This is a genomic window from Gluconobacter cerinus, from assembly GCF_002723935.1.
GTDB lineage: Bacteria > Pseudomonadota > Alphaproteobacteria > Acetobacterales > Acetobacteraceae > Gluconobacter > Gluconobacter cerinus.
Window position 1 is genome coordinate 1 of sequence record NZ_BEWM01000041.1, and the last position, 1,757, is coordinate 1,757.

The window sequence follows — 1,757 nt, forward strand, 5'->3', positions numbered from 1 at the left end:
GACCCGAACGAAGCGCTGACTTTATGGGCTGACCGCGCGCCGAAGCCGCCTAGAATCAGCCTGATAACGAAGGTCTCTGAAAGCGACATCATAAAGACGATCAAAAGGCACGATGCTGATGGAAAAATCGTCATTGTTGATTTGGAAGGCGTCGCATCGAGATTAGTTTCGCGCGCGATTTCTCAAGCAGATTTGGTCTTGACGCCCATGCGAGGAACCACGTTGGACGCGACAATCGGAGCGAGAGCCCTTGCTCTAGTAGCAGAGGAAGAAGAGTCTTTAGGGCGCAAAATTCCTCACTCAGTTGTTTTCACAATGACGCGGGCAATTCGCTCCAAACAGCATTCAGGCATTGAAGCTTCACTCAGGGAATCAGGCGTGGACGTGATAACGCCCCCTCTAATGGAGCGTGCTGCGTTTTCCGCTCTTTTCGAGTTTGGTGGAGATCTTCACTCGATCCCACCACAAGGTAACATGATCGCAGCGATCGAAAACGCCGATGGCTTTGCACAAGCTGTGTACCGACGCCTTACAGGAGCGGCAGAATGACAGAGAAAAAGCCTTTTGCGATTGATGTTGGAAAGCTCAGGTCGCGAGAAAAAGTCGCATCTGCCTCCGCTGTTGAACGAGTTGATCGTGTCGCTGCGGATCATGGTTTCATAGCTAGAGAACCTGCGAAACGTAGAGGACGCCTACCCAGCCCTCGAACAGGACAACTGCACGCTAAGGTATTTCCCAACGTCTCCGACGAAATCGCTAAGGAGGCAACCAGGCGAGGCGTTACCCAAGGCGTTGTCATAGAAGAAGCTTGGAAGTTGTATAAAGAAAATAATCCGGTTTGATAGTTTATCAGGTTTTATAATAAACCCGGTAATTGTAGTTACCGGGTTATTATAAAAAAACTTGCAATTGCGTCAGGCTTGTTCTCTTTATGTTCTCGTTAAGGAGAACAAAGATGACAACGGACGCCGTGGCGCGACTGCGCGAGCAGGTCCGACGCCTGGAGCGTCGAAGCCTTCCTCATTCCCATGCTGACACCCTGCCTACCGGGCATTCTGCCGTCGATGACCATCTCTGCGGTGGCCTCAAAACAGGTAGCCTGCATGACTTTCTGATCTCTGATCCTCTGGAGACGGGGGCCAGCCTCGCCATGCTGCTGCCCGTTCTAAAAGAGGGCAGGGGGCCGGTCTTCTGGATCAGCGACACACCTGCCGAATTGAACGCCTGCGGGCTGCATCAGTCCGGTGTTTCACTGGACCATCTGGTCTGCATTGAAACGGACCCGGCCAGCCTGCTGTCGGTCGCCGAGGACATCTTGCGCGGGCCAGAACACGCACTGGCCGTGATCGCAGGACGTCACGTCCCAACGCTCAAGGAAATCCGTCGCCTCAATCTGGCTGTGGAGGCGAGCGGAAACACAGGCTTTTTCCTGCGCTCTGCGCCCCTCGCACAAGCGCCTGGGAAAGACCCCTGTGCGTGCGCCACGCGGTGGCGGGTCGTCTCCCATCCTTCATTGCCTCAAACGCTTCCGGGACTGGTCATGCCGCGTCCCGGTTCCCGACGCCTTTCTGCCGCGCTGCTGCGGGTGAGGGGAGGCCGCCCTGCTCACTGGATCCTCGACTGCTCCGATCATGCGCCGCTTTCTCGCTCTCTGGATGCCCTTCTGGCGCACCGAGCGCCTCCAGCTCTCCCGCCCGGGAGACTTCCCGACCGACAGGCCGCTCGTTGTGCACGCGCTGGCACATAACCGTCACACC

Annotated in this window: 3 protein-coding genes; all 3 read left to right on the forward strand. The window is 56.1% G+C overall.

Going from position 1 to position 1,757, the window contains the following annotated elements:
* On the forward strand, positions 1-549 hold a 549-nt coding region (locus tag GCE01_RS16570), incomplete at its 5' end, for a P-loop NTPase family protein (RefSeq protein WP_099213710.1).
* Entirely contained in the window at positions 546-842 is a 297-nt protein-coding gene (locus tag GCE01_RS16575) for a hypothetical protein (RefSeq protein WP_061490698.1), read from the forward strand. The genes GCE01_RS16570 and GCE01_RS16575, both read left to right, overlap by 4 nt.
* 113 nt (positions 843-955) lie before the next feature.
* Positions 956-1,747 carry an ImuA family protein gene (locus tag GCE01_RS16580; protein ID WP_099213711.1) on the forward strand — a complete coding sequence of 264 codons (792 nt, stop codon included), beginning with the start codon at positions 956-958 and terminating at the stop codon, positions 1,745-1,747.
* The last annotated feature ends 10 nt before the right edge of the window (positions 1,748-1,757 follow it).